Consider the following 20,649-nt stretch of genomic DNA (forward strand, 5'->3'; position numbering starts at 1 on the left):
CGTTAAAGTCCGCTGATTCTATAAGATTAAGGCTCACTGGGGCTATTTGCCCTGAAGCTCTTTCCAGACGGTTTTGTTGCTGTACTTCTTCTCTGTGCTCACATCCAGGCCGAACCATTCCGGGGCAGCGAAGCCTTCAGCCTCCTCCAAAGAATCGAACTCAACCTCAAGCACCGTAAGCTCCAGCTGGGTGTAGAGATCAATCTCCACCGTTGTACCGTTCCATACGCCTGTAATGCGGGTTTTGACCAGCGGGATCGCCTTCACAGCCTCAATCATCTGGTTATACAAGCCTGCGGAAATGAAATATTCAATCTCCTGGCGGCTGATGCCCTTGCCATCCTTGAACGTATGCGTGTAAGTTACCTCACCCGTGTCCAGATCCGTGATCTTCCGCACCCGCAGCTCCTGCCCGTCTTCAATCGCAAGATAGGTCTGGTCAATACTGTGACGGGTCAGCACCTTCAGCTGTCCCTCTTCAATCAGCCGCTCCGGGTATTCCGGCAGCAGGAATTTGCGTTCAATCTCCATAGCCATGCTGTTTCTCTCCTCTGTGTGCGAGCTTTGTGCGAGCGTTAATGTTACATATTATTTATCATCATAGGGGCGGGTCATACGCAAGTCAACCGGAGGGAACAGATTCACGGGGAAAATATTCCTATCCCTTCCCTGCGCCCGGCACATGGATGTTTTTGGCTCCCCAAGCCACGATCTCTTCAATTAACGGAACCAATTCCTGCCCGGAGGGGGTCAGGGAATACTCGACGCGCGGAGGCACCTCATGATATTGCTCCCGGTGGATGATCCCGTGGTCGATGAGATCCTTGAGACAGTTCGTTAACGTTGTTCCTGTGATGCCGTTGAGCCTTCTTTTTAGTTCGTTATACCGGATCGGCCCGCCTTCGCTCAGCAAAGCCAGAATAGGCAGATTCCACTTCCCGCTGATAACATGAAAGGCAAAGGTAGCGGGGCACATCTGCGTTAAATCCACTTCATATTGCATGAGGATTCCTCCATTAGTATATTTTATATACCAGGTATTAAAAACAATAGTACTTGTTAGTCTGCTTCCAGATATTATAATCATACTACAAAAGAAAGTGAGGTAAACAGCTATGAATACAAATCCTATGATCTGTGATCTGAAGACTGGTGTATGTGGTGTCGGCGAGGAGGATGAACATACCCAAATTATAGATTTCAATCCGCAGCCGCAGCCCAAAGTTACTCTCTATTATGCGACTGATCCGATCTGTTCACATTGCTGGGCGATTGAGCCTACCCTGAACCGGTTTATTCAGCAATATGGCAAGTACTTTCATCTGCAGCCTCTGATGGGCGGATTATTAGCCGGGTGGAATGGCTTCGCTGACAAGGCGAATGGAATACAGCAGCCAGCCGATGTAGCGGGGCACTGGAAGGAAGTCGGAGCGCATTACCGCATGCCCATTGACGGTAGCCTGTGGCTGAACAATCCGGTCATGTCCTCTTATCCGCCCTCCAGAGTATTCAAGGTTATCCAGCAGAGACATCCGGGGAAGGAGTTGGCCTACTTGCGGAGCGCCAGAGAAGCCGTCTTCGTCTTCAACAGGAATATCGGGGAAGACGAGGTGCTCACGGATATTGTGGATAGTCTGGGGTTACCCGGCGATGAGATCATTCAAGCAGCAGGACTGGAAGCGGCACAGGAGCTGCTGGAAGAGGATTTTCAGAAGGTGGCCCAGCTCGGCGTACGCGGCTTCCCGACCCTTGTCATGATCAATGAAGAGAACCAAGGCATCAAGCTCGTCGGGTCCCGTACCCTGCAAAACTACGTGGACGCCTTGCAGCAGCTTATCCCTGAGCCTCTTACTCCTGCTGCTCTGCCGGCTATGCCGGAGTTGCTTGCTGAAGGACATCTTCTCTTCTCCAGAGAGATCGAGGCCATGTACGATATCGGGCAGGATGAGGTGGAGGCCTTCACCGCTGCTGCGCTTCCCGGGCAATCTTACCGCACACGCCAGATCCTGGGTGAGATGTTCATCGAACCGGCCTGAAGACGGCCATCCTTTCTTGTACAATCACCAAACAGCGGTCCCCCGTCATCGGAGGACCGCTGTTTGGTTGATGTTACTGAATCATAATGCCCATAATACCGAAGCATGATGCCCAGCCCATGGCGGACTGAGAATCCGCTATTCGGCTTAAATAGCCACTTTTGCCCATCATTCGGACTCAGAGGTCCTTATTCGTACGATTTCGACTTGAAACGGCCAACCCTGAAGACAACAAGGTCTTCTGAGTCCGCAAGAACAGAAATCAGGTTAGTTAATGAGCAAATAAGGTCATGTCAGTCCGCAAGGCCGGCTGCGGGTGAGGGAAGCCACGGCTCCAGGGGTGAATCTCCGCTGCGGCGGAATCACCATTGCGGACGAGTCCACCGTTGCGGAGGTGTCTGCATCTGCGTGAGAGTTCGTGATTAGATATAATCCGCCATCGAGCGGACTACGAGTCCGGTCGGAGCTGCGGGGATGAATTCTGCCCCTCCGCCGCTGCCTCCACCCCGAAGCGAGAACTCCACCATCTTCGGTTCGCCCGGCAGCAGATCGAAGTAATTATCAGAGAAAATGCCCTCTTCTTCTACAGTGAGATGCACGCCCCGTGCCAGCACGTCGCTGCTCAGCGTGAAGCTGGTGCCACCGCTGCCCGGCACCTCGGTCACCGTAATGACCGGCTTGCTCAGCGGAATATCCTTGGCCGCCGCGAAGTAATGCTCCTTGCGCACCAGCACTTGCCTTGTCTCCGGCTCCAATACCTGCCGTGTCTCCGGCTCCAGCACCTGTCGTGCCTCAGCCCCTTGCTCCACCGCCTGCCCGCTCTCCAGCAGCGAAGCCACCAGCACCACACTGGCCAGTTCGCGGCCCTCCAACACATCGGCCAGCGGCAGCGTAAAGACCACAGCCGACGAATCAGCAGCAAGGGTTACTGGCTGCGACCACTCACGCAGCAGCACGCCGCTGATGTCATGCAGCCGCAGCACCAGTTCGCCGTCCAAGGCTTCCCGCCGGTCAGACACCCCATAGACCTTGACGTTCTCCCCGTCCGCGCTGTCTACAGACAGCAGCACCTCCTGGAAGCTGCGGCGCACCGTATATTGCAGCGCCTTCCAGCGCCCGTAATAATCCATGCCCGCCCAGGAGGCTACCGGCCAGCAGTCATTCATCTGCCAATACAGCGTGCCCATGCAATAAGGCTTGTTGCGGCGGTGACTCTCCATAGCCATGCGGATCGCCTCGGCCTGAAGCATCTGGCTCATGTACAGGAAGCCCCGGAAATCCTTCGGCTGCGGCAGATACATATCCATATACTCCTTAATCAGCTGATTGCCCGATCCGTTCTTCTGATGAGCCAGCATGACCTTCGATTCCAGCGCCAGCTCCTCTTCCTCTGCATAGCTCAGCACCGACTTCAGCTCCGGGAAGGACTGGAAGCCGTATTCGCTCATGAAGCGGCCTACCTTGAGATTATAGTTCTCGAACGGCTCCTTGGCGTGCCAGACGCCCCAATAGTGAACATCCCCGTCCCCCTTAATCCGCGTGGCATGCTGATCCTGACCGCCGGTAAGCTCGCGCAGCGGTGAGGACGGCCAGTAGTCCATACCCGGATGGTTCGCAGCAACGGCTTCCGGCAGAATCCGGTGGAAAATCTCTTCGTAAGCCCGCCAGAGAGTCTCCCGGATCTCAGCATTCAGCTTCTCCTTCCAGCCCCAGCCCATGTACTCCTCATACTGCGACCAGGCTGAGTCAATCTCATTGTTCCCGCACCAGAGCGCGATAGACGGGTGGTTACGCAACCTGCGGATATTATATACCGCTTCTGCGCGGACATTATTCAGGAATGCCTCATCCCCCGGGTACATGCTGCAGGCGAACATGAAGTCCTGCCAGACCAGCAGTCCGTATTCATCACACAGCCGGTAGAACACCTCTTCTTCATAGAATCCGCCGCCCCACACCCGCAGCATATTCATATTGGATGCCACGGCTGTGGCAATCTCATGGCGGTAACGTTCTTCCGTAACCTCTGTAATGAAGCTGTCGTTCGGGATATGATTGGCACCCTTGGCGAAGACCGGCACCCCGTTCAGCTCAAAATGAAACGACGCCCCCTGCGCATCCGGCTTACGCACCAGCTTAATTTCCCGAAGTCCCGTAGTTACCTCCGATACCGCTACAGTCTCCGCCCCTTGCAGCAGCTCTGCACGGAAATGATACAGCTCCGGCGTGCCCAGGCCGTTGCACCACCACAGGCGTGGGCGGTCAATCACCAGCTCAAGCTCTATCGTCTGCTTGCCCGCAGCGAGCGTAACCGCCTTCATCCATTCCTGCCCCTCGGCACTTACCCGCAGCATCCCGCTCCAAGTTTCCGGGGCATCCGCTTCAATCACGGCCGTCAGCCGGGCCTCCTGCTCATTCACCACCTGCTGGCGTATGTACAGATCCTCTATCGCCGCAACGTTACGGCCCGTCAGCACAGCTTCCCGCCAGATCCCGCTGGTCAGGAACCGCGGGCCCCAGTCCCAGCCGTAATGATACGGCGCTTTGCGGGCAAATACACTGATCCGCTGCTCCTGAAGCCCCCCTAACTCAGACTGGTCATTCGGTGCAGGCAGAGCGTAGCCCAGCGCCGCCAGCTTCGGCAGATCCTCCGTCACCACCGAGCGGAAGACGATGCGGAGCTCATTCTCACCTGCCCGCAGCAGCCCCTTCACATTCACAGTCCAGGACAGGAACATATTGTCTGCGGACAAGGTGTGCACCCCGTTCACATACACATCGGCATACGTATCCAGCCCCGAGAACACCAGCTCAGTTACCGCCAGGGTCTGCCATGCCTCTTCTAGTACAAATCCGGTTCTGTATTCCCAGTCCTTTTTATCAATCCATTGCAGCTCATGTTCATTCGTTCCATAGAAGGGCTGATCGATAACGCCATTGCGCAGCAGATCCGTATGCACTGTTCCCGGTACCACAGCCGTAAGCCATTCTTCATCTCCGCAGGCTCTGAATTCCCAGTTCGACAGGTTGATTTGTAGTTGTTTCATAGTTCCTCCTATACTGTTTTTGCGCATTTCGGCGCTTAGCTAACCTCATTATATTTTGTTATAATAACGTTAGCAATAACAATATTTAAAGCAGCTACAATACAAACAAAACAAATATTTCATTGAACCTCTCTACCACATGTTACCTAAATATTAAGCCCCACTCACCAATGTACCCTTTGTTATTTTTGTTATCTTCCCCTGCACTTATTTGTGCTTCTGCTGCTCCTCATGCTCCTTAATCACCTGCTCCGTCCCGAGCAGAATCAGCCTCAGTCCGAATTCAAAGGCCCCGTCAGTCCCCAGCAGCTCGAACAGTCCGTTCTTGAACATCCTGCGGAACAACCCGACCTCCTTATCATTCATCGATTCCATCAGGCGAAGCAGTTCCTCACCCGGAGGCTCCTGTTGTTCCTTAGCCATCATAGCGACATTGCGCTCATGCTCATAATCATCCAACACGAAGAAGAACACGAAATTCACCAGTGTTGTGACCACCTGCACCTTCTGCGCTTCCTCAAGCGGCGTGGATTCCACGCATTGCAGCATCCGGTTGTTGAACCGGATAATGTCCGGCTCGTGGGGCAGGGTCATCATCATAAGCTGTGTGGAGCAGGAATAACGGCTGAGCACACTCCGTACCGTTACCGCGAATTCTGTCAGCTGCTCCTTCCAGTCGCCCTCCGGGTGGTGCTCCTCCAGGATGACTCTGGAGATGTGGTTGGCCAGCCGCTGGTAGAGGTTCTGCTTGCTCTTGAAATACCAATACAGCGAGGGAGCCTGAATGCCCAGCCGGTCCGCCAGACGCCGCATACTGAATTTCTCGATTCCCCCTTCACTAAGAAGCTCCCATGAAGCTTCCAGAATCCGGTCCTCCGAGATTTGAGGTTGTGCTTTTTTCATCGCTATCCGCCCTTTTATCTAACAGTGTAAGTTTATGCTTTACAGTCTCTTAGGTTCATGATATCATCTAACACTGTAAGGTTCAATCTAACACCGTTAGATTAACAAAAATCAGTGAAAGAAGTGATCCCTAATGGATACCGAAAACCTTTATTATTTTGAAAAAGCACCTATCACCAAAGCCGTCGCCCATTTCGCCGTGCCCATGATGTTAGGCACCTCTATGAACGTCATCTATTCGATTCTGAATGCCTATTTCCTGGGCACTCTACACAATACGGCCATGCTGACCGCACTCGCCCTGACCTTGCCGCTGTTCGCCATTATTATGGCGCTGGGCAATCTGGTGGGCATCGGCAGCGGCACCTACATCTCGCGGCTGCTGGGTGAGCACAAATATGACGAAGTGAAGCAAGTGTCTTCCTTCGCCTTTTACAGCAGTCTCTTGCTTGGCCTCCTCGTGATGGCCGTGGGCCTGCCGTTGATCGGCCCCATCCTTCACAGTCTGGGGGCAACGCCGGATTCTTATGGATTCACGAAGGATTATGTCACAGTCATGCTGATTGGCGCGCCGTTTGTCGTGTTGTTCTTTACGCTGGAGAATATGGTCCGCTCCGAGGGTGCAGCCATCGTGTCTATGATCGGTATGATGCTCAGCGTGGTGGTTAATATCCTGCTCGATGCTTTTGTCATCTTCGTGCTCCACTGGGGTGTAATTGGCGTAGCATCGGCAACAGTTGTTGCCAACATGGTTGCGAGTGCCTACTATGCCTTCCATATGGGCTACAAAAGCCAATTCCTCACCGTCTCCTTCAAATGGTTCAAGGCCACCAAGGATATTCTCAGCAATGTGTTCAAAATCGGCGTTCCGGTCTTTATCATGAGTGTCTTTCTCGGAGCCATGTCGCTGATCTTCAACCTGTTCCTGATCGAATATGGGGATTCGGCTGTAGCCGCTTACGGGATATCCTCAAGATTGCTGCAGTTCCCTGAGTTTATTCTGATGGGGTTGTGTGAGGGAGTCGTGCCGCTCATTGCCTTCTCATTCACAGCGGATAAGCTGCGCATGAAGCATACCATCGGATTCACGGTGAAAGCGATGGCCGCCATGGCTGCCGTATTCGGCATTCTAGTCTATCTGATCTCCGACCATCTGATTGGTCTGTTCACCCGGGACCCGCAAATGATTGAAATGGGCAGCTACATTCTGCATGTCACCTTCTTGTCCTTATTCATTTCAGGGCTGACCACCTTGTTCATGGGGATCTTCCAGGCTACCGCGCAGGGAACAGCCGCGTTCGTAATGTCGATTATTCAAGGGGTCACACTGATTCCTGTGCTCTTCTTCGCCAACCGGATGAACGGCTTCCATGGCGTGGTGTGGTCGCTGGTCATTGCCGATGCCGCTGCCTTCCTGGTCGGTGCCGCCATGCTGTACGCCCTGCGGCATAAGCTGCAGCCGGAACTTGAGAGTCTGGTGCATTAAGTGAGCTTAAGCCGCCTCCAAGCGGAAAAGGCAATGCCGTTCTTTTAAAGCGTGAAGCATATCATATACATTCTTACCTTTTGAGAATTACAAGCAGCCGCAGGAAGGCCTTCCTGCGGCTGCTTAATGTTTTTATGTTACTATGAAGGTTGTAACGAATCCCATCTGCAGAAGGAGTCTGATCCGCTTGCACGCACCGTCCCATACTTACCACGACTCTCAGAACATCGAGGTCTACGATACAACCGAGCTATATGGCGAGACCGGACGGTTCCGGGTGCTGCAATTCTCAGGGGAAGCTGTTCAGGGCGCACTGGATCTGGACCATCCGCGGCGGGTGATCTTCGAGTATCCCCGGGCGATGATCCATCTGATGGAGGCAGGTAATCCTTACTTCGAGCATGTCTTCCTGATCGGACACGGGATTGGGACGATTGCCGGTTACTTCGCCGAGAAGAAGTTTACCGTGGCTGAGGTGAACGCGAAGGTGGTGGAATACAGCAGAACCCGCTTTGGCTACACGCAGGATAACGTCCTGATCGGTGACGGCCGCAGCCTGCTGGAAGCCGCGCCGGACCAGGGCCATGACTACATCCTGCTCGATGCCTTCACCGCTGCCGGGACGCCGCCCCACTTCACCACGCTGGAATTCTTCCGCCTTACCCGTGCCAAGCTGAACGGACACGGCCAGATCATCATGAATCTGATGGGCCGCAGCGGCAATGACCGCTTCATCAGTGCCATCCATACGACACTCTGTGAAGTGTATCCATATACCAGAACCTTCGTCCTTCCGGGAGAGGGCAAGACTGATCTATGTAATATCCTCATGACCGCCAGCGCTCGGCCGATCCCCTGCCAGTCCCGCCACATGGCCGGCTTCAGCGAGATTACACCAGTGCCGGGTCATGTAATCCGGGACCGGTGATGGCGCAAGCTTCCAAGTCCAGCAGGTTCTCCAGATTCAGCAAGTGAATAAACTGGTGGTTATCTTTATAGACGGCATCCAGTGCCTCCGGGTTCTGGAGAATGTGATCCGGCGCCTCATCCATATGCTCTCTTGGCAGGAGCTGCACCGCCGACACCTGATCCACCCACACCCCTACCTCCTGTCCCGACACCTCGCAGATCAGAATCCGGGAGCCGGCTGTCCGTTCGCCGCTGTCCATTTCGAGCTTAGGCCGTATATCATAGACCGGGAACAGCAGCCCGCGCAGATTGATCATCCCCAGGACATGAGCCGGGGCGGACACCAGCGGATGAATCTCGGGAACAGGTACAATCTCCTTCATTTGACGGATCGGAATCCCGAAATCCAGCTTCTCCAGCTTGAAGGTAATGTATTTCTCGCTCTGACTATCCTGATTCCCAGCTGTAACTATGTTCTCTTGGAGAAGTGTATCGCAGGCTGAGCCTGTTTCCCTTGCAATCGAACCTATATCCAGGATATGGGCCACACGGCCGTCGCCAAGTATGGTTGAGCCTGCGATGTAAGGAACGCTGCCTATGTAACTGCCTAGTGACTTGATGACAATCTCTTGATTGCCGATCGTCTCATCTACCACCAGACAGACCCGCTTATCCGCGAAGCCGACGATGACTACGAACAGCCGGCTTTTCACCGCTGGCTCCTCTTCCTCCGCTTGCAGCATACGGTGCAGACGGACAAGCGGAAGCACCTGATCGCGGAACCGGCAGACCTCCTGTCCCTGAACGGTAACAATATCCTCCGCCGTCATTCTGAAGATTTCAATGACATTAATCAGCGGAATGGCAAAGGTACTGCTTCCCAGCTTAACCAGCAGGGAACGAATGATGGCAAGGGTCAACGGGACCTTGATCGTGAAGACACTCCCCTGATGAAGAGCCGTCTCAATATCTATGATGCCATTTAGTTTCTCTATATGTGCTTTGACAATATCCATGCCCACTCCGCGGCCGGATAAATCCGTGACCGTACGGGCTGTTGAAATGCCTGAACGGAAAATCAGCATCACCAGCTCTTTTTCCGTCATCAACTTCGCTTCTTCGGCAGTGACGTAGCCTCTGCGCACAGCAGCTTCTTTGACCTTGCCGGTATCAATGCCCCTGCCGTCATCGGATATCGTAATTACAATCATATTCCCCTGATGGCTTGCACGCAGAGTAATGGTCCCTTTCCGCGGCTTGCCCGAAGCTGCACGTTCTTCCGGCGGCTCCAGCCCATGGTCCACCGCGTTGCGCAGAATATGAATCAGAGGATCGCTAATCTCCTCAATGAGGCTGCGGTCCAGCTCGGTCTCACTGCCCTCAATGATGAATTCGATCTCCTTGCCCGACTTCTGCGCCAAATCCCGGATCATCCGGGGGAAACGGCCGAACAGATGCTCCATCGGCAGCATCCGGGTCTTCATCATCCCCTCCTGAAGATCGCTGATAACCATATTCAAATGCCCTGCGATATCGTTAAGCAGATGAACATCACTGTTGCTCTTGAACTGCTCGCTTAATCGGGAACGGACACTGTGCAAGCGGGTATTATCTATGATCAGCTCTCCTACCAGATTCAGCAGCCCCTCAAGCCGTTCTACATCCACACGAACCGTCTGGGCAGCATAGCCGCTGTTTTTTTGCGCCTCTTTTCCTTCGTTGAAGCTGCCCTGATTCGTATTAGTAATAAGCTCTGTATGTATAAGTTCAATCTGTGAAATCTCCTGCAGACAGGCCATCACATCCTGCCGGGATTGCTGCGTAAGCAGAATATACGCTACAGTACCGGAGAACTGTGCGTCCCGCTCGATGGCTTCCAGTTCGGGGTAGGTAGCAACAAGCTCGCCCGTTTCCCGCAGCTTGGCTTCTACTAGCTTCGCACGGACATATTTCATCGGCTCCTCAGCAGCCAGCTGAATATGAACCGCTATAGCCGTAGAGCCTTGATCTATGGCCGCCTGAATCTGCTCTTTGCGGATATCATCGAAGATAATATCCGGCGCAGCTCCCGCTTCTCCATGCGGAAGCCCCTCTGCAGCAGGAGCGGGCGACTCGGCTGCTGTCTTCCGCAACTCTTTTAACCGGTGCAGCAGCTCTGTCGTATCCCCTTCCTCCAGCGCACCGCTTAGAATGGATTGACGAAGCTCCTTAATGAAATCTACGCAAGCAAAGAGAATGTTCAATAATTCGGAGGTTATGGCAAGCCTTCTGCCTCTGAGCAGCTCCAGCACACTCTCCATCTGATGCGTCAGCCGGTTAAGCTGCTTGAACCCCATGACCGCGGATGAGCCCTTAAGCGTATGCGCGACCCGGAAGAGCCTCTGAATAATGTCATTCTGATACCCTTTGCTCTCCAGCATGAGCAGGGCCTCATCCAAATACCGCAGCTGCTCGTCCATTTCATCCAGAAAAACGCCCAAATACATCATATTATGAAACTCACTCATCTCTGTTCTCCTCCCCGCCTTCATGCGTTAGCCTTCATGTATTAGCCTTCACCCGTGACTTAACAGACGCCCGATGTTCAGAATGCTGATCAGCTCCTCAGCACACATACCGATCCCGTCCATGTACTGCACGCCCTGCACTTCATGAGCTTCCGGAGGAGGCTCCACCTGCTGGAAGGAAGCCACCTTCTCTACGGAATCCACCATAATCCCTATGGCCTCCTGCCGGTAATGCACCACTACGATCCTTGACCGGGTATCCGGTGGAGATTCTGCCAGGCCAAACCGCCTGCACAGACTGACCACCGGTATAATTTTACCGCGTAAATTAATCACGCCCTTAATAAAAGACTTGCTGTTAGGCACGGCTGTGATAGGCTCCATCTTGATAATCTCGTTTATCTCCCGGATATCTATGGCCAGCTTCTCCTGTACCAGCCGGAATATGATGTACTGCTCCGTTCGCGCAGCCAGCATAGCTTACTCCCCCCTCTACAATCTGAACACCGAGACAGAGCTATTCAGTTCATCGGCCAAGGAGGCGAGCATTTGCGAGGAGGAGGCAGTCTCCTCAGCCGCTGCTGCGGATTCCTGGCTTCCGGCCGCAATGGATTCTATCGACAGCAGTACCTCGTTCGTCTGCGCCGCCTGTTCCTCACAAGCCGCAGCAATGCCTGTAATCTGCTGGGTAGTTTCATTGACGCGGGTAACGATACCGTCGATCAGCCGCTCTGTGCGCTCGGACAGGGCCGATACCTCACTAACTGCCTGTACACTCAGAACCGTATTATTCTGCATCACCCGGATGATCAGAGCAATCTGCTTAGTCGCTTCACTGCTCCGTTCAGCCAGCTTACGGACCTCATCGGCGACAACGGCGAAGCCCCGTCCCTGCTCACCGGCACGCGCTGCCTCAATCGCTGCATTGAGCGCCAGCAGATTGGTCTGCTCGGCAATCTCATCAATGACCTCGATAATCTCGCCGATCTTCTGGGAATCCTGCTCAAGCAGCTCCATCTTCTCCGACAGATTGCTCATGCCGAGGCCGGATTCTCTTACCGCAGTGCTTCCCTCCTCAGCGCCCTGACGCGTCAGCAGGGACAGCTCCGATGCATGCTCAGCATTCTTCGCCACCTCATCGATGCCCCGGGTCAGATCCTGAACCAGCTGATTGATATTTTGCGCTGCCTGGGCCTGGGATTGGCTGCCGCTGGCAATTTCTTCGGTCGTTGCCGATATTTCCTCCGAGGAGGCCGCGACACTCTGCGCCGCTTCAACAGTCCCGCCAATCAGCTTACGCAGGCTGGCAATCATCTCATTGGCTGCTGCGGCCAGCCGGCCGAACTCATCCCGGTTCTTGATCGCAACCTCTTCTCTGAGGTCACCGCCTGCCATGCGGACCATCGCAGCAAGCAGCTTGGATACCGGACCGACGATGCCCTGCGAGATCACGACACCGAGCACAACAGCTGCAATTGCGGCAATGCTGGAGATGACCAGGACCATCAATCTTCCGGAGTTAAAGCTGGCAACCGTGGAATCAATCCGGTCATCTGCGCCTTGGATGACATTACTGACGGCCAGATCAGCGGTATCCTGAGCCTTCTGCAGATCAGGCAGTGCGTCATTCAAGACGCCGTAAGCCTGCGTATTCTGATCTTTATCCAGCAGTTCATGGACTTTGGGTACGAATTGGTTGTAGTTATCCACGCTCTGCTTAATGCTCTCTAACGCAGCCCGTTGATCCGCATTCAGCGCGAGTTCTCCATAGACCTTCATGCGGTCAGCAATCTTGTCCTGATCTGCTTTAATAACTGCCTGAATCTCCTCCTTCACCGCATCATCAGTTTCGAGGACAAGCTTGAACAAGTCACCGCGCAGCTTGTACAGTTCCGTCCGAATCTCGGCAACATTGACGAGCGCGGGGAAGTTGTAGCTCTGCATCTGTAGAGAGTTACTGTTCATGCCCGCCATTTTCATAATCGACAGCCCGCTGATAGATATAAGCAACGCTACAATAACCAGAAAGCCTCCCAATAATTTGGTGCGGATGTTTAGTTTCAAATGAAGCACTCCTCAATATGTATTTTGTCGAGTCTACAAAGCTTCCCTTATTATGTATAGCGTATTGCCTCTGCGCCTATCGCCACTGGTTCCTATGTTTCGACATAATCTTCCTGTTTTCTACAGGCCTTCTTTCCTTTACGCACAAAAAAAGCAATGTACGCTTACATGCTGCGTAATCATTGCTTTTATAGAGAATCTTTTTTGCCCGTAGCTTGATACATTAGCGAGATGGCCTGTGATCTGCTATGCACACCAAGCTTCTCGTAGATCTTGGTGATGTGATTCTTGACAGTATGCGTACTGATAAACAGCCTCTCCGCAATTTGCTTGTTATTGAGGCCCGTCAGCAGACCATCGAGGATATCCCTTTCGCGGGCAGTAAAACCTGCGCTTCCCTCTTGCTGCGCTGCAACCGCCGGAGGAGCTATCAGTTGCTCAAAAGAACGCATAAGCGGCTCGGGTACAGGTATAGGAAGTGTTTCCTTCCATTGCCTGCCGCCCTGCTCCGTGTACTTCGTAAGCAAAAGTAAGACCTTCGCCAAATACAGGTGGGAACTTTCTCCTATATCCTCATGCCCATTGTAATCCGACTGGTAATAATGCATATGGCGCAGAACACATACAGCAGGAATGTCACCCAGGTATTTGATCAATAGCCCTATAGGATATGGAGCGAGGAGCGCAGCCTGGCCAATCCATTCTATCTCTTCCGCAGAGTGATTTAGCGGCTCCAGCAAGTCCTGTGCAAGCCTTCGGATATCTGCAGCTCTGTTATGTACTACCGGCTGCTGCATCAGCAGATTATCCTGGAGCAGCCGCATGAAGTCAGTGCCGGAGGGCATGTTCTGAGGCTGCTGGGCAAGCAGCTTGGTCACTAGCAGCACATTGGTCATATGAAGAATCGTTTCATATTCCCGCCGCTGCCTCTCATCACTGAATTGGACCGTAAATAGCCCCAGCAGCCTTTGTTCAAACACCATTGGATGCTCTACCAGCTGCCAGCTCTTCCATTCCCGGCGAATAGGCTTGCTCAGCAGATTGAACCCCGGTATCCCGTCAGCGAAATAGATCTGTTCAGCATCTTCAGCGTAGAGGGTATACAGCTCATTCGGGGCGGAAGAGGAAGAATAGCTCCTCAGTCCGGCTTCGTCAGGCGTATGTAATAACAAGCACATGAACGGACTGCCGAGCTGCTGCTGGAAAAACTCAATGAACAGCTGCAGGTAATTCTCCTTATCCTGAGTAACCAGAATCCCTTGGACAATTTCTTTATAGGTATCATGCCTCTTCCTTTGACGTTCATAGAGCGCTTCACTCTCCATATGATACATGGAAGCAGCGAGCTGATTGGCCACCAGCATGCCCATATCCGCCTGCTCCTCCGTCAGCTCCGGGCGGGCCGGATCTCCGGCATACAATAATCCATACAGCTTGTCCTTGTATTTGATAGGATAGCAGATTAACACCTTAGGCCTTAACCCATGCGCAGCAAAAAAAGAAATCCGGATATCCCGGTCAGCATTCCTCCAATACCCCATTTGCTTGGAGAGCCCCACCTGCCCCAGAAATCCTTCTCCATAAAAAAAAGAAGACCCCTGCAGGGAGTTATCCTTAGGCATCCCGGTTGTCTCCACCACCGTGAATTGGTCCCCGTCTGTAGCATTCATGGCATAGCCCGCAAATTCTACTCCAAGAATGCGTACCACAATGCCCAGTATTCCTTGCAGCCACTCGGGACTTGCCGGGTCCAGCAGATAGATCAGGTTCAAAAGCTGCAGATCATACGCAGAATATTCTCCCCCCTGCTCCCGTTCAAGCAGCGCCAGCACCGTATCAGCCAGCATATCCAATTGCGTAATGATCCTGGCGACGCCCTCCTGATCCAATACCGGTACCTTATCCAGCGCCTGAATCCAATCCGCCCATTTCTCCGGGAGAACAGTCTCATGAATCCTGGCGGTAATCAGCTCCTTCGTACAACCATCCACCCAGACGCCTGTCAGAATATAATAGGGCCTTTGCTGGCTGAGCGTTATGGAGGTAACCAGCATTTTTAGCCCCGAGCGGGTTTCATAGACAATAGTTTTCGATGCATTCCTGAACTTCTCCAGCAGGTTCACAATTGCATGTTCAGCGGTTGCACAAGGAGAACCGAACAACAGGGATGCCATCTCGGTCAAGCCGGAAGGCTCTGTTATCCGTTGATCCGCTTGATCGGTAATAATAATTGTCAATCCGCATAAGGAGGCGTAAGCGTCTTGCAACGACTGCAGATTTTGGCGGAGCCTGTTCTTCATTCCTTATTCCTCGCTTTCTCCTCTCACAAATTCGCCATAGTCTCACAGATCCCCTGCTTTTTCTCCCTTTTATTCTACAAACACAGCACAATAGTCCAGGGATCTTAGTGAAAAAATGCGCATGTGCGAAAAAAAATCGTCCAGCCGATTGACAGTGTCATTTGGCCCACGCCCCCCCTCGCCAGCAGAATGTGATCGGTTTTTCGATTACATTCCGCACACGCCCTCCCCGCCAGCAAAATGTGATCGGTTTTTCGATTACATTCCGCACACGCCCCCTCCCAGCCATAAGGGGCACCCGTCCTCCCGCGCGACAAAAAACACCGGCGCTGAAATCCAGCACCGGTGCCATATATCCCTGGCTAAGCAGACGCTTAGCCCTTACCCCTTACTGAACAGCAGCTCATCTGCTCAGCTGTGCCAGAATCTGCGGGTCTTTGATCTTCGTATCATCGGCCAGCAGCACGACCTTGGAGAGAACCTCCGCTGTGCGCGGGTCCTCGTCCAGGAACGGCAGGAACAGCCGGCCCCGGTGCTGCGAATGCACCGGAATAATGGACAGGGCGCCCGCAGCCTGCTTGTATGCCTGGCTGCTGCCCAGATGCACAGCGTACTCGCCCAGAGTACCGTCAATCCGTGCATAATTGCCGTCCAGCCGGACGTTCTCAATCTTCAGCAGCCGCAGCGACTCGCTGACGATCACCCGGCGCATCTCTACAGTCGTCAGGCTGGCTTCCGGATCGACGCCTCCCACATGGGCCACGCTGACCACCAGATCCACATCCCGCATAACCTCCGAGAACAGCACGGGCGGCACCTGATCCAGCGGCACGCCCTTGTAGGTCTTCCGGTCGAAGAACTGCACCGTCTCCAGTGTCGGCGCTTCGGTATCCGCCGGCGAGAACCAGTCCGCCATAGCATAGAGCCGGACAATCAGGTTCTCGGCATAGAACACCTTCTGCAATCCTTCCTCATAGCTGACTGTCCATTGCCGCCCCTTGAGAAGGGCGACCGTCTTACTCGGCTGTACCTGATGGCCCGCATAACGGCGGGACAGCACGCCATGGGCCAGCTCATCCTCATTCGGCAGATACAGCTCGCGGAAGACCTGCTTGAACGGCTGTCGGAGCTGACGGTCGAACAGATCCTTCTGGTACAGGCTCCATTGTCCGCTGCGGTAGAAGTCCAGCGGATGGGCAATCTGCAGCACCGCCTCTTCGTCTACAGCGTGCCGTTCACCCGACGGGCTTACCAGCGCTGCCTGGTCTCCATCGTAATATCCCAGCGCATCGCCGCTCCTCAGCACCAGCTTGCTGATCAGCGGAGCCAGCACCGGATTCCGGCTCAGCCCGGCAATCTCACCCGGCGTGAAGGTCCCGCCGGACGCCATCGACCGCTCCAGCTCAGCGCGGGCGCGGCGGAACTGGCCGGTCAAATCGCTCTTGGCCTCCTTCAGCGCTTCGATCCGCTCATGCTTCTTGAAGCGCGCCGGTACCGACTTCAGCGCCTTCCCCTTGCTCGTGACCACATAATCGCTTTGCCCCTCTTCGTCGATGCTGAGCGAGACATAAGTCTCGTCGTCCAGCGCAAAAGGCTCGAAGTACGCGGCATATTCGTCCAGCTTACGCGCCTCCATATCCCAGATCAGGCGGGTCACATCGGCATAGCCGGCATTGCGCGCCAGGTTGCCGAGCGCAATCTGCGCCACCGCGCTTTCGCTGGCGCGGCGCTGTGCGCCGAACTGCTTGCTCTCCGCCAGGAAGCGCTGGATGAATTCATACCGCTCACGGATATCCTTCTCGCGGTCTGCCTTCAGCGGAATCAGGCTATAGCTGAGCAGATGCTCTTTATTGCGCTTTTGCTCAACAGACTCCTTCATCTCCTCCAGGCTCAGCTTGCCGAGCGTAGCATCAGCGAACAGCTGGGAGCGGCGGTGATTCGCACCGGCGGAGATATACTTGGCACAATCATAGAGCAGCTCGAACCGTTCCTCGCCAAGCGCCTCATACGCCGACTGGAACCAGTTCACATCGAAGGCGCCGTCGTTGAACTCCTGCGGGGTGATCGGCGAGTAATGCGCCACCACCGTCTCCTTCTCGGCCGAGAAGCTCTCGTTGATGTGGGCATGGAAGTACCAGGCCCCGCTCCGCAGCCCTTCCCAGCCCAGGTATTCGGCAATGATCTCGATCCACTGCGGGGCGTACATGGCGGCTTCCAGCAGCTTTTGATCGGACAGCTTGTACTCCTGCAGCAAGGTCTTCAGACGCTCCGCATTGTCGCCCTCGCGCGGATAACATACCTTAAGCAGATGGCTGAAGGATTCCTTCTTCGTAATATTGTCGCCATAGCCATACACATACCCGCGCACGAAGGTGTCCTTGTTCAGCCCGGACAGGATGCGGATACAGTACTCCAGCCCCTCGATCCGCTGCAGCCCCATCGTCATGCCCGTCACCTCGGTCGGCAGGTCGCCGCGCCCCAGCTCAACCGCCAGCAGACGGTCGATGATCCGGGTGCGAAGCTCAACCATCTGCGGACTGCCTTCAATCCAATCATACATGCGTGAGCTGATCCACCGCATATGGTTGCGCGCATCACTGCTCAGCAGCAGCTCCTTAAGCAGCGTCTCTTCACGGATGATCCCACCGGTGAAGGCCTCGACATAGTGCTTCAGCCCGATGATGCTGTCCCGCTCTTCGCCGCCGCTGATCTCCTCGAACCGGTAGCAGGTATGGAACATCTCCTTGAATTCCTCCGGTCCCTTCCACAGCTTCTGGACCATGTCGATCCACGGATCAGCCAGAACCGAGAGGAAAGGCCAGTCCGCCTCCAGCTTCTCCTCCGGGAAGGCAGCCACCAGGGTGTTCACTGCACCATTTACCAGCCGGAAGCTCTCCGGGCTCTTATGGTCGGCGCGGAACGCATCCAGCAGCGACTCGACCTGCCATCTGTACTTCAGCTTGTCCACCAGCTTCATCACAGCCTCAAGCTGCTCCAGCGGGTAGACCTTGGCCGCGAATTCCTTCCGCCAGCCTGACAGCAGCTTCTGCTTGCTGAGTTCATCGTCATCAATGCCCATCGTATCGTAGCCGTCATAGTTATCCAGGGTCTCATCAAGCTCTTCCAGGCTCATATAGAAGTTCAGCTCCATCAGGTCCCGGGCGCTCCAGCCGCTTTTGTCCCAGAACTCTGCCCACACCTGTGGCAACGGGTACTGCTCCAGAACAGAACGGCTGCCTTCCTCATCGTTCACAAAATACCCCTGTAACGGTCTAAGCGTGGTCCCGATCAGCAGCGTATCCTTGTATCCGCTGTAGTATTCGACCTCATACTCCACATCGCGGTGCTTGTGAACAGTGTTGTCCAGATCCTTAAGAAACTTCTTGATCTGCTCCAGCGACAGCTTGAACACCTGATCCCACGTGAATCCATCCGTTGCCGGCGGCTGAGCCAGCCACTCCTCCGTCTGCTTCGGATCGAACAAACCGAAGCCGTTCGCCTTGGTATACTCGTTCTTCCGGCTCAGCCTGGCGATCAGCTCCCGCTCCTGGTCTGAAGGCTTCACCAGCTCCTCCGCCAGCGGCCGCACCGCTTCGAACAGCCCCTGCCGCTCTTCATCCTCGAACAGCACGGTCATTATCTCAAGTCCCGCCTGCCGCTGCAGGGCATTCTTGCCTTGCACCAGCCTGCGGATGGAGGCCTTCAGCGTTTCCTCCGGCTGATTAAGCAGCATCAGGGTGACGCTCTGGCGCAGCGTGCCGGTCTTGAGCTTCAGCAGCCCTTCGGCCATCAGCAGCTCCTCCTCTGCCAGCGTCAGCTCCTGCGCCAGCTTCAGCGCCAGCTCGCGGTTCTTCATGCTTTTGTCCGAGAGGCTGGCGAAAATGAATTCCCGCTGCACAGCATCCTCTGCATCCTGCACGAAGTAGTTCAGCAGCTCCCCGCGCATATCCGGGCTCAGCTTGTCCTTATGGGCAAGCAGCTCGTTCACCCAGGCCGGGTCCATGTCATAGGAGATCAGATAGAGCATCTTCTGTACCGGCAGATCACGGGTATAGTTAACCTGCACGAAATCCAGCACCTTGGACGGGCCGGTCTGCTCCCGGCTTGCCGGATTCAGGAAGATGTCCATCAGGAGGCTGAAGTCGCGCCGACGCTCGCTTTTATCCGCAAGCTGGGGGGTGGTTCTGACCTCGATCCTTGGACCGTTATCCTTCGGCCCTCTCCACATCCGGTCATAATCGTAGTTGTAGTTCATCAGAATCCAGTACAGCAGCTCTGGCTCCTGCTCGCTCAGATGCTGCCGGGCGCTGCGCAGGCGGACCTCCTGGTTCTGGCTGTTCGAGAGCACGTACTGGGCGACAATCTTCTGGTACCGCTGTCCCTGCTCCATGAGAACGTCAACCTTGCCGATCAGATCGTTCTCTTCATACACGGCCGTAGCCCACAAGCCCAGGTAGACATGGTTGGCATTCTCACTGCTCAGCCATTCCTCGCGCAGTACTTCATCCGTCAGCACCTGATAGGCTCCCTCCACCAGTTGCTTCGCCACCCGCTGGTTCTGCGCTTCCAGACCCATGCCTGTCCATACGCCCAGAGCACGTACCACCGAGCTGTAGCGCACGAGATCATTGTCGAGAATCACCTTCAGCATATAGAGGTTATTCGCTATCGTCCCCTCATCCATCCGCTCCACAATCGACTGCCGCAGCCCCTCCTGCAGACGTGCAGCAACCAGCAGCTCGCCCACCATCTGGACAGCCGCCTCATTGTGGCTAAGGAAAACACCCTTCAGCATACTGTGACTGAGCTGCGCCCCCTGATTATCTCCATAGACGGCTTCCTTGAGCAGATCCTCCATCCCGCTGCCGCCACGGTCCAGCTCATAGGCGACAACATCCGGGACGGCCACATCCACACGGTAGGAGGTACTGTAATCCTTATCCAGACCACCCTTCAAATAATCCGGCAGCGAGAATTCGACCATCTCCATATAGATGAGAGCATTGATTTTGCGGAGGATCTGCAGCCGGTGCGGCTGAACCTCCCGGGTACGGAACGGCCGGCGCATATACCCTATCGAATAGGGATATTCCACGGCATGGTTAACTATGTAACGGGCCAGCTCAACGGTATGAGCACTGTAGAGCTGCTGCATGACTTGGAACAACGGCTCCCAGTAACCGGCAAAATCACTCCGGGCAGCGTCTGCACGCGCTTCCAATATAGCAATAAAGCGGTCTAGCGAGTCTTCTCCTTCATGGAGGTAGCGGGTCTTGCTGAACCCGGCCAGCAGAACTGCCAGCTCTGCACCTTCGCCTTTGAGACCCTTTGCTTTACTCTCGATCTCTTCGTACCACTCGGTCTCCCATTGTTCATTTCCGAACTTCATCCTGTCAT

General features: G+C 54.6%; 12 protein-coding genes. 3 read left to right on the forward strand and 9 right to left on the reverse strand.

Annotation, left to right across the window (positions count from 1 at the left end; translation table 11 throughout):
- Window positions 1–42: 42 nt before the first annotated feature.
- Window positions 43–537 carry a CYTH domain-containing protein gene (locus NSU18_RS14995; protein WP_341018767.1) on the reverse strand — a complete coding sequence of 165 codons (495 nt, stop codon included), beginning with the start codon at window positions 535–537 and terminating at the stop codon, window positions 43–45.
- 121 nt (window positions 538–658) lie between these two features.
- The gene (locus tag NSU18_RS15000) at window positions 659–1,003 is read right to left on the reverse strand and encodes a winged helix-turn-helix transcriptional regulator (protein WP_341018766.1); all 345 of its coding nucleotides are present in this window, start codon (window positions 1,001–1,003) and stop codon (window positions 659–661) included.
- Window positions 1,004–1,115: 112 nt separating this feature from the next.
- Here NSU18_RS15000 and NSU18_RS15005 point away from each other — a divergent pair, with 112 nt between their 5' ends.
- A complete protein-coding gene (locus NSU18_RS15005; RefSeq protein WP_341149401.1) occupies window positions 1,116–2,036 on the forward strand; it encodes a DsbA family protein in 921 nt (306 codons plus the stop codon).
- A 422-nt stretch (window positions 2,037–2,458) separates the two neighbouring features.
- Here NSU18_RS15005 and NSU18_RS15010 read toward each other — a convergent pair whose 3' ends face one another.
- Both NSU18_RS15010 and NSU18_RS15015 read right to left on the reverse strand, forming a co-directional pair.
- Window positions 2,459–5,083 (reverse strand): beta-mannosidase, encoded by a 2,625-nt coding sequence (locus tag NSU18_RS15010; protein WP_341149402.1) that lies wholly within the window; start codon window positions 5,081–5,083, stop codon window positions 2,459–2,461.
- A gap of 207 nt (window positions 5,084–5,290) precedes the next feature.
- Window positions 5,291–5,986 carry a TetR/AcrR family transcriptional regulator gene (locus NSU18_RS15015; protein ID WP_341149403.1) on the reverse strand — a complete coding sequence of 232 codons (696 nt, stop codon included), beginning with the start codon at window positions 5,984–5,986 and terminating at the stop codon, window positions 5,291–5,293.
- A gap of 133 nt (window positions 5,987–6,119) precedes the next feature.
- Here NSU18_RS15015 and NSU18_RS15020 point away from each other — a divergent pair, with 133 nt between their 5' ends.
- A complete protein-coding gene (locus NSU18_RS15020) occupies window positions 6,120–7,472 on the forward strand; it encodes an MATE family efflux transporter (RefSeq protein ID WP_341018760.1) in 1,353 nt (450 codons plus the stop codon).
- Between the two features lie 142 nt (window positions 7,473–7,614).
- Complete coding sequence (locus tag NSU18_RS15025; RefSeq protein WP_341018758.1) at window positions 7,615–8,400, forward strand: spermidine synthase; 786 nt, start codon at window positions 7,615–7,617, stop codon at window positions 8,398–8,400.
- On the opposite strand, the gene NSU18_RS15030 is transcribed toward NSU18_RS15025, so the two are convergent.
- From NSU18_RS15030 to NSU18_RS15050, 5 genes are all read right to left on the reverse strand, one after another.
- On the reverse strand, window positions 8,363–10,888 hold the full coding sequence (locus tag NSU18_RS15030) for a chemotaxis protein CheW (RefSeq protein ID WP_341149404.1): 2,526 nt from the start codon (window positions 10,886–10,888) through the stop codon (window positions 8,363–8,365). The two genes, NSU18_RS15025 and NSU18_RS15030, sit on opposite strands and share 38 nt — an antisense overlap.
- A 48-nt stretch (window positions 10,889–10,936) precedes the next feature.
- Window positions 10,937–11,365, reverse strand: a complete 429-nt coding sequence (locus tag NSU18_RS15035) for a chemotaxis protein CheW (protein ID WP_341018754.1) — start codon at window positions 11,363–11,365, stop codon at window positions 10,937–10,939.
- A 15-nt stretch (window positions 11,366–11,380) separates the two neighbouring features.
- Window positions 11,381–12,952, reverse strand: a complete 1,572-nt coding sequence (locus NSU18_RS15040; RefSeq protein ID WP_341018752.1) for a methyl-accepting chemotaxis protein — start codon at window positions 12,950–12,952, stop codon at window positions 11,381–11,383.
- A 188-nt stretch (window positions 12,953–13,140) separates the two neighbouring features.
- The gene (locus NSU18_RS15045) at window positions 13,141–15,252 is read right to left on the reverse strand and encodes a LuxR C-terminal-related transcriptional regulator (protein ID WP_341018751.1); all 2,112 of its coding nucleotides are present in this window, start codon (window positions 15,250–15,252) and stop codon (window positions 13,141–13,143) included.
- A gap of 403 nt (window positions 15,253–15,655) precedes the next feature.
- On the reverse strand, window positions 15,656–20,641 hold the full coding sequence (locus tag NSU18_RS15050; protein WP_341149405.1) for a DUF4132 domain-containing protein: 4,986 nt from the start codon (window positions 20,639–20,641) through the stop codon (window positions 15,656–15,658).
- Window positions 20,642–20,649: the final 8 nt, after the last annotated feature.

It is taken from the genome of Paenibacillus sp. FSL H8-0048, assembly GCF_038002825.1.
GTDB lineage: Bacteria > Bacillota > Bacilli > Paenibacillales > Paenibacillaceae > Paenibacillus_AQ.

Excerpts from the sequence above, each read along its gene's own strand:
- NSU18_RS14995 (WP_341018767.1), bottom strand. The coding sequence starts at position 537 with ATGGCTATGGAGATTGAACGCAAATTCCTGCTGCCGGAATACCCGGAG.
- NSU18_RS15000 (WP_341018766.1), bottom strand. The coding sequence starts at position 1,003 with ATGCAATATGAAGTGGATTTAACGCAGATGTGCCCCGCTACCTTTGCC.
- NSU18_RS15005 (WP_341149401.1), top strand. The coding sequence starts at position 1,116 with ATGAATACAAATCCTATGATCTGTGATCTGAAGACTGGTGTATGTGGT.
- NSU18_RS15010 (WP_341149402.1), bottom strand. The coding sequence starts at position 5,083 with ATGAAACAACTACAAATCAACCTGTCGAACTGGGAATTCAGAGCCTGC.
- NSU18_RS15015 (WP_341149403.1), bottom strand. The coding sequence starts at position 5,986 with ATGAAAAAAGCACAACCTCAAATCTCGGAGGACCGGATTCTGGAAGCT.
- NSU18_RS15020 (WP_341018760.1), top strand. The coding sequence starts at position 6,120 with ATGGATACCGAAAACCTTTATTATTTTGAAAAAGCACCTATCACCAAA.
- NSU18_RS15025 (WP_341018758.1), top strand. The coding sequence starts at position 7,615 with ATGAAGGTTGTAACGAATCCCATCTGCAGAAGGAGTCTGATCCGCTTG.
- NSU18_RS15030 (WP_341149404.1), bottom strand. The coding sequence starts at position 10,888 with ATGAGTGAGTTTCATAATATGATGTATTTGGGCGTTTTTCTGGATGAA.
- NSU18_RS15035 (WP_341018754.1), bottom strand. The coding sequence starts at position 11,365 with ATGCTGGCTGCGCGAACGGAGCAGTACATCATATTCCGGCTGGTACAG.
- NSU18_RS15045 (WP_341018751.1), bottom strand. The coding sequence starts at position 15,252 with ATGAAGAACAGGCTCCGCCAAAATCTGCAGTCGTTGCAAGACGCTTAC.
- NSU18_RS15050 (WP_341149405.1), bottom strand. The coding sequence starts at position 20,641 with ATGAAGTTCGGAAATGAACAATGGGAGACCGAGTGGTACGAAGAGATC.